Here is a 7724-nt window from a genome sequence, read left to right on the forward strand (position 1 = left end):
CGTTGGGGTGCTGACGGCGCTGGGCCCTGCGGGGGCGGCTTTGCCCCCCGGGCCGCGCCGGGCCCCCATGACCCTCACGGCCCTGGCGCGCGGGCTGGGCGCGCGCGCCGCGCGCGTCGCCGCCCTGCTCAGCGAGCGCGGCCTGGGCGGTCGAGACGCCGATCTGCGCCACCGGCTGGAGAGCTTCGAACGCGACCGGTCGCCTCGCGCCCGCGACGCGCGCAGCCTGGCCGATCGCTGGGCGGCCCTGGCCGGTAGGGCCGGCGCTGGGGCAAGCCTGGACGATGGCTTGCTGCTGGCCTTCGCCTATCCCGAGCGCATCGCCAAGGCGCGGGGGGGATCGGGCGAGTTCCAGCTGGTCAGCGGCCGTGGAGCCTTCGTGGAACCCACCGACGCCCTGGCGCGCGAAACCTGGCTGGTGGTGGCCGAACTGGGCGGCGGCGAGCGGCGCGACCGCATCCTGCTGGCCGCGCCCCTGGATGAGGCGCAACTCGTCAAGGCCTTCGCCGGCCAGTTGGAGTCCGAGACCCGACTGGAGGAGAGCGGAGGGGGGAGGTTGCGCGCCAAGCGGATCGTGCGGCTGGGTCGATTGGCGATCCGGGAAGAGATCGACGAAAGGCCCGACCCGGCCTTGATCGCCGCCGCCCTGGCCGACCGCGTTCGCCGCGAAGGACTATCCGCCTTGCCCTGGGGCGAGGCGACCTCCGCCCTCCGCCGCCGCGCGGCCTACCTGCGAACGCGGGAGGGTGAGCCCTGGCCCGATCTGTCAGACGCCGCCCTCATCCCACGGCTGGACGACTGGCTGACGCCGATGTTGAGCAGCGTTCGCTCGCTCGCCGCCCTCAAGGCCGACGCCCTGGACGGCGCCGTCCGGGCCCTGATTCCTTGGGACCTCCAGCGCCGACTCGAGGCGGCCGCGCCGACCCGTTGGACCGCGCCCACCGGGAACAGCTTCGCCATAGACTATGCCGCCGAGGGCGGACCGCGCGTGGATGTGCGGGTACAGGAGGTGTTCGGCCTCGCCGTGCACCCGACCGTCGGCGGTGAGCCCATCACCCTTTCACTCCTGTCGCCCGGTCATCGTCCGGTCCAGATGACCAAGGATCTTCCGGGCTTGTGGCGGGGCTCATGGAAGGACGTGCGCGCTGACATGCGCGGGCGCTATCCCAAGCATGTCTGGCCCGAGGACCCGGCCAACGCCGCGCCCACGGCGCGGGCCAAGCCGCGGGGGACCTAGGTCGCCGCGTAGATCATGATGCCCGTGGCCACCGAAAGGTTTAGGCTGTCGGCGCGGCCACGCATGGGGATCTTCACGTTGACGTCGCACAGCGCGGCCATCTCGGGCGTAAGACCCTGCTGCTCGTTGCCCATCAAGACCAGGGCCGGCTTGGCGTAAGTCGCTTGTCGATGATCGACTTCAGCCGTCAAAAGCGTACCCACGACAGAGCCTGGCCAAGATGCGCGCCAGGCGGCGAACTGGGACTCGCCGGCCTTGACGATCGGCACGGCGAAGATCGATCCCATCGTGGCGCGGACGGCCTCCACCGAGAACGGGTCGCAGCATTCGCCCACCAGGATCACCGCGCCGCAACCGGCCGCGTCGGCGGTGCGCACGATGGTCCCCAGATTTCCGGGATCGCGGACGCGGTGCAGGCCCACGAAGCAGGTCGCCGCCTCGGGCTTGAGGTCGTCGAGCCGAGTGAAGGCCTGGGCGAAGACTCCGACCACCGCCTGCGGGTTGTCGCGCCGCGACACCTTGGCGAGGATTTCCTGGGTGACCTCGATCACCTCGCCGCCCGCCGACTTGGCCGCGGCGGCGGCCTGGCGGAGCAGGGGATGGCCCTGGGCCTCCTGACCGTACAGAAGGATTCGCGGCGCGTGGCCCAGCTCGACCGCCTCGGTGACGATCTTCAGGCCCTCGGCCACGAACAGGCCGCTGGCGTCGCGTTGCTTACGCTGGTGCAGGCCGCGAACCGCCTTGACGGTCGGGTTGGTCAGGGACGTGACGGCCCGATCGGTCATGACGCCCACCGTGCATAGAAACTCATGCCCACCTGGCGTGCCCCGCCGTCTTGAACCAGGGCGAGCTCGCCCCACTCGATCTTGCCGCCCCGCTCGCCCAGCTTGTCGGCCAACAATCCGGCCAGGGCCGCGCCGGAAATCCGCTCGGCATAGGCGTTGAGCAGCAGGAAGGACGCATTTTCCGAAAGAAGTTCGGCGCATAGGGTCGAAAGTTCAGGCAGGTTCTCAAACAGGCGCCAGACCTCGCCGTCCGGGCCGCGCCCGTATTTCGGCGGATCCAGGATGATGCCGTCATAGCGCGAGCCCCGGCGCACCTCGCGCTGGACGTAGCGACGCGCGTCCTCGCAGATCCAGCGGATCGGCCGGTCCTCCAGTCCCGACAGGGCCGCGTTCTCGCGCGCCCAGCCGATGGCCTTCTTCGAGGCGTCTACATGGGTGACGGCCGCGCCGGCCGCCGCGCAGACCAGGCTTGCCACCCCGGTATATCCGAACAGGTTCAAGACCTTCGGCTGACCGCTGGTGGCGCGGATCCGCTGATCTAGCCAAGCCCAGTTGGCCGCCTGTTCGGGGAAGAAGGCCAGGTGCCGGAACGCGGTGAAACGGGCCTGGAACCGCGCCTGACCCCAGCTCATGGGCCAGCTCTCGCGGGGTTTGCCCTGGAAACGCCAACGGCCAGCGTCCTCTTCATCGCTGGGATCGAAAACCGCATCGGCCTTGTCCCAGGTCTCGCGCGGCAGGCTTTGGGCCCACAGGGCCTGTGGCTCGGGGCGGACCACGGCGTAGGGCCCATATCGCTCGAGCTTGCGCCCGTCACCGCTGTCCAGCAGCGCGTAGTCGCCCCAGCCGGTGGTGCGCATGACGCCGGGAGCCTCGGCGACGACGGGGGCGAGCTTGCTCATCAACCCGCACTAACCTCTCGGCCGCCCGGTCGTCCAGCCTTGGGGACCTAGTGAGACTGGAGCGCGGCCTCGGTGCTCTCGATCTCTTCCTTGATCCAGTCATGGCCGTTGGCGGCGAAGACACCCTCCAGGGCCGCGATATGCACACTGAGGCGGTCGCGGATCTCGGGCTCCACGTCGGTCCGGCCGGCCATCCACTTGGCGATGAGGTGGAGGCCGAAGGCGCTATGCAGGGCCAGGCGTTGCAGTTGGTCGTCCGGCAGTTTCATGGTGGCTTCCAATCCTTGGGACATCCGTGAGGAAAGTTGGCGCCCCCTCTTCAGGTTCCGTCAAGCCGCGCATCGTCGGCGGGCGTGAATCTGCGCTGTGGCCTTAGTCTCGGAAATGCCTCACTTTCCGGCGGCGGACTTGCCACGGTCGTGGTTTTGGTTTCCGCTGCGTATTCAGACGTCGGAAGGATTCCCGTGACCACGGCAGTGACCACGAGACGCTCGGCCCGCAAGCCGAAGGGCGATGGCCATCTTCGCCGGGCGGAGATTCTAGAGGCCGCGGAGCGCATCTTCATCGCCGAGGGCTATGAGGGCGCCACGATCCGCAAGATCGCCGACGAGGTGGGAGTTTCCTCGACCGCGCTCTACATGCACTTCCCCGACAAGAGCTGCATCCTGCTCGAGATCTGCGAGCGGACCATCGGCCAACTCCTGGAACGCAACAGCGCTATCGCGGCCAAGCCGGTGGACGCCGCCACCCGGGTCAAGCTGATGCTGGAGAGCTACATGCGCTGGGGGTTGGAGCATCCCAACGCCTATGAGCTGGTGTTCAATGGCGCTCGCTCGAGTTCGGCGATCTGGGCTGAGGGCACCGCGGACATGGGCGCCCGCTGCTATGACATCTTCTCGGGCGTGGTTCGCGAGATCGCCGCTGATGGCCGGCTGCGCACCGGCACCGCCGATTCGGCCGCCCAGGCCCTATGGGCTTCGTGCCACGGCGTCGTCACCCTGACGATCACCCGGCCGAACTTCGAATGGGCGCCGACCGACGAACTCATCGCGGTGACGGTCGACGGGCTGATGCACGGCCTGGTGGCCGACTAGGTCTACGGATTGGGGCTCGGCGCGCTGCTGCCGCCCAAGGGCAGGGACGTCGGCGAGGTCTGGGTAGGACCCGCATAGGTCCCGTAGGCGCCGCGTCGCAAGTCGGCCGAGAGCGTGATCGGGGCGCTGCCGCCATTGAGCTTGGCGCGGTAGACCTGCATGCCCTCCATCACCCGCATCACGTAATTGCGCGTCTCCGAGAACGGGATGCACTCGATGAAGTCGATCGGGTCGGTGGCGCCGCCGCGTGGGTCGCCGCAGAACGCCGTCCATTGCCTGGGGCGTCCGGGGCCGGCGTTGTAGGCCGCGATCGCCATGGGATAGGACCCGGAGAACGTGCCAATCATCTCGCCCAGATACGACTGGCCTAGTTGCATGTTGTAGTCAGGCTCATCCAGCATGTTCGGCGCATAGCTCAGCCCCGCCTTGCGCGCGGTGATCGCCGCCGTGGCCGGCATGAGCTGCATCATCCCGCGCGCGCCGACCCCCGAACGCACCAGGGGGTCGAAGCCGCTTTCCTGGCGGGTTATGCCCAAGGTCAGAGCCGGCTCCGGCGCGCCCATCACTTGTGGCGGGGTGCGCACGGGATAGCCGCGGCCGGGCAGGGTGAAGCCTCGCTGGGCCGCCGTACGGACGACCTTCATCGAGGTGTCCTGGTCGCCATAGCCGCGCGCGAGGTCGACCAGAAGGGCCTGTTCCTCGACCGTCGGCAGGACATCGTCCAGCGCCAGGACAAAGGCCCGGAAGCGGTCGCGGTCGCCCAGCTCGTTCAGCAGCCGCGCGGCGCGCACCGAGTCGCGGGCCTCGAAGCGGGCGCGGTCGGCCTGGGTGACCTGGGGATCCTGGCCAAGGACAAGGCGGCCATCGCCGATCTTCTCGCCGGCCAGCAGGCCATAGAACGTCGTGTTGTGTCGCGCCGCGGCTGTGTAGAAGCCGTCGGCCTTGGCCTTATCGCCGGCCGCCTCCGCCGCGCGGCCGCGCCAATAGAGCGCCCGTCCGCGGGTGATCGGCGAGGATCCGATCCGTTCCAGGTTGGCGAAATGGATGTCGGCCTGGGTGGGGTTGCGCAGGCGATTGAGCGCCAGCCACCCGGCGTAGAACTCCGCGTCCGCAGCGTCGCCGCCCGAGGTCAGGCCGCTGTTGGCCGCGGCGGCATAGGCGCCTTGCGCGTCCCCATTGCGCAGGGCGAACAGGACCAGGCGATAGCGTTCGTCCCAGATCCGGTCGGCCATTTCGGCATGTGGCGCCTCGGTCGGGAAGTAGCGCACCTGGGCCAGGGCCAAGGTTTCCAGATTGCGCTTGCGGTAGAAGCTCGCGCGCTCAAAGGCCAGGCCCGGATGGTTGGCGAACTGCGGGGGCAGGGCGGTGGCCAGGTCGTTGGCGTTCGACGACCCCGCGCGGAACGCCATGCGCGCCTGGACCAAAGCCTGGTGTTCGGGCGGCAGTAGCGGCAGCAGCTCGCGCGCCGCTGGACCTTGCGAGCCGTACAGCACGATGTCGGCGCGGCGGATGTGGTCTTCAGGGGTCAGGACCGCGCCGAAACGCGCCAGCATGGTCCGTTGCGGTCCAACCTCGAAAATCCTGTTGCGCCAGAAGCCGCGGACCAGCTCGGCGGCTTCCCGGGGCTTGCCGGTCGCCTGGTACGCCGAAGCCAGCGCCATCGCGCCCTCGGCGGTTTGCGGTTCTCCGCCGCCGAACCACTCGATGATTCGCTGCGGACTCTGGCCCGAGGTCTCCAGCAGCTTCTCCGAGCCCTGCAGCCGGCGCTGGCCGCGCGGCCAGCCGGCCAGGTCTCGGCGCGCCTGGTCCACCTCGAAAAACGACAGCGACTCGGCGGCCGCGTCGACGAGGGCCCAGGTGGCGATCTTCTTGGCGATCGGATCGCCGATCATGCCTATGGCGGAGCGCGCGCCGGTCACATCGGCCCGCCTGGCGGCGTCCAAGGCGCTGCGCAGCGCGCTCGCGTCGGCGTCGGACAGAGGTTGGCGATAGGCGGTCCGGGGTGTCTGCGTCAGCTCGATCGGACGCGGCGGGCCTTCATAGACCTGGTGCGGGGGCGCGGGCTGGGCTTGGGCGACGCTCGTCACGAGGATCGCGGCCGTGGCGGTCAGGAACGCTTTGCGGGCCTTGATAGGCAAGTCGACGAACTCCGGTCTCTCGATAGATATGTTGCGGCGCGGGGGGCGCCCGCCATATTGTCCGGCCAAATCTTGAGGCCGCTATTAACAGGCCTCGCTTTCACGGCTTTTTGCAGACCATGTCAGAACCTTTGTTCAAAGGCGTCATGCCGGCCCTGGTGACGCCGTTCCGGGACGGCGGCCTGGACGAACAGGCCTTCGTGGCCCTCGTCGAGCGTCAGATCGTCGGCGGCGTCCACGGCCTGGTGCCCGTCGGCACCACCGGCGAGACCGCCACTCTCAGCCACGACGAGCATCGTCGGGTCGTGGAGCTGTGCGTGAAGGTCGCCGCCGGCCGCGTGCCGGTGATCGCGGGGGCGGGGTCCAACTCCACCGCCGAGGCCATCGAACTGGTCCGTCACGCCAAGACCGTCGGCGCCGACGCGGCCCTGGTGGTCACGCCCTACTACAATCGCCCCAGCCAAGAGGGCCTCTACGCCCACTACGCGGCGATCAATGAGGCCGTTCAGCTTCCCGTCCTGGTCTACAACGTGCCCGGCCGAACCAGCGTCGACATCTCCGACGTCACGCTTGGGCGGCTCGCCAAGCTGCCGAACATCGTGGGCATCAAGGATGCGACCGGCGACATGGCGCGGGCCACCATGCAGCGCCTGCTGTGCGGCGAGGACTGGGTGATGCTGTCGGGCGACGACCTGACGGCGCTGGGCTACATGGCCCACGGCGGCCATGGCTGCATCTCGGTGACCTCCAACGTGGCGCCGGACCTTTGCGCCACCTTCTACAACGCCGCCATGAGCGACGATTGGAAGACGGCGCTCTACTGGCAGGATCGCCTCTTCCGCCTGCACAAGTCGCTGTTCTCCGACTCCTCGCCGGCGCCGACCAAGTTCGCTCTGGGTCACCTGGGGCTCTGCGAGGCGTTCGCGCGCCTGCCGATCGCGCCGGCCTCCGACGCCTCGCAGGCCGAGGTGCTGGCCGGGATGCGGGAAGCCGGCGTCATCTGATGGCGGGCAAGATGATCGCCGAGAACCGCCGCGCGCGGTACGACTACTTCCTGGAAGAGACCTTCGAGGCCGGCATCATGCTGACCGGCTCGGAGGTGAAGTCCCTGCGCATCGGCCGGGCGAATATCGCGGAGTCCTACGCTTCGGTGGAGGGCAAGGACATAGTGCTGATCAACGCCGACATCCCGCCCTTCGCCCAGGCCAACCGCTTCAACCACGAGCCCCGACGCCACCGGAAGCTGCTGTTGCATCGTAAGCAGCTCGACAAGCTCATCGGCGCTGTCCAGCGGGAGGGCCGCACCCTCATCCCGACCAAGCTCTATTGGAACGAGAAGGGGCTGGCGAAGCTCGAGATCGCGCTCGCCAAGGGCAAGAAGAACCACGACAAGCGCGAAGCCACGGCCGAGCGGGACTGGGCTCGCGACAAGGCGCGGCTCATGCGCGACAAGGGCTAGTGGACGTCGAGGCCATCGAACGCGCGACCCTTTCGGCGGTCGCGCCGCGCAAGGCCGTCGAGATCGACGGCTGGCTGGTGGGCCTGGAGCCCGGCACGATCCGCCGCGCCAA

8 protein-coding genes are annotated in these 7724 nt (G+C 68.9%); 4 read left to right on the top strand and 4 right to left on the bottom strand.

Features of this window, described 5'->3' with window-relative positions; translation table 11 throughout:
• Positions 1-1237: ATP-dependent helicase C-terminal domain-containing protein (locus RMO04_RS10185; RefSeq protein WP_309644670.1), on the top strand; the 1237-nt coding region annotated here is incomplete at its 5' end.
• On the opposite strand, the gene RMO04_RS10190 is transcribed toward RMO04_RS10185, so the two are convergent.
• The 3 genes from RMO04_RS10190 to RMO04_RS10200 are packed head-to-tail and all read right to left on the bottom strand — an operon-like array spanning position 1234 to position 3190.
• A complete protein-coding gene (locus RMO04_RS10190) occupies positions 1234-2022 on the bottom strand; it encodes an RNA methyltransferase (protein WP_309644671.1) in 789 nt (262 codons plus the stop codon). The two genes, RMO04_RS10185 and RMO04_RS10190, sit on opposite strands and share 4 nt — an antisense overlap.
• The gene (locus RMO04_RS10195; RefSeq protein ID WP_309644672.1) at positions 2019-2921 is read right to left on the bottom strand and encodes a class I SAM-dependent methyltransferase; all 903 of its coding nucleotides are present in this window, start codon (positions 2919-2921) and stop codon (positions 2019-2021) included. Before RMO04_RS10195 ends, RMO04_RS10190 begins: the two co-directional genes overlap by 4 nt.
• 47 nt (positions 2922-2968) lie before the next feature.
• Entirely contained in the window at positions 2969-3190 is a 222-nt protein-coding gene (locus RMO04_RS10200) for a hypothetical protein (RefSeq protein WP_309644673.1), read from the bottom strand.
• Between the two features lie 195 nt (positions 3191-3385).
• Between RMO04_RS10200 and RMO04_RS10205 the strand changes: the two genes are divergently transcribed.
• Positions 3386-4015 carry a TetR/AcrR family transcriptional regulator gene (locus tag RMO04_RS10205; RefSeq protein WP_405041487.1) on the top strand — a complete coding sequence of 210 codons (630 nt, stop codon included), beginning with the start codon at positions 3386-3388 and terminating at the stop codon, positions 4013-4015.
• A 2-nt stretch (positions 4016-4017) separates the two neighbouring features.
• Here RMO04_RS10205 and RMO04_RS10210 read toward each other — a convergent pair whose 3' ends face one another.
• Positions 4018-6153: a lytic transglycosylase domain-containing protein gene (locus RMO04_RS10210; RefSeq protein ID WP_309644674.1), complete on the bottom strand. Its 2136-nt coding sequence runs from the start codon at positions 6151-6153 to the stop codon at positions 4018-4020.
• A 119-nt stretch (positions 6154-6272) separates the two neighbouring features.
• On the opposite strand from RMO04_RS10210, the gene dapA reads away from it, so the two are divergent.
• On the top strand, positions 6273-7157 hold the full coding sequence (gene dapA, locus RMO04_RS10215; protein WP_309644675.1) for a 4-hydroxy-tetrahydrodipicolinate synthase: 885 nt from the start codon (positions 6273-6275) through the stop codon (positions 7155-7157).
• Positions 7157-7612 (top strand): SsrA-binding protein SmpB, encoded by a 456-nt coding sequence (gene smpB, locus RMO04_RS10220; RefSeq protein WP_405041488.1) that lies wholly within the window; start codon positions 7157-7159, stop codon positions 7610-7612. The genes dapA and smpB overlap by 1 nt, the downstream gene beginning before the upstream one ends.
• Positions 7613-7724: the final 112 nt, after the last annotated feature.

The sequence above is a fragment of the Phenylobacterium sp. genome (assembly GCF_031412415.1).
Taxonomy (GTDB): domain Bacteria; phylum Pseudomonadota; class Alphaproteobacteria; order Caulobacterales; family Caulobacteraceae; genus Phenylobacterium.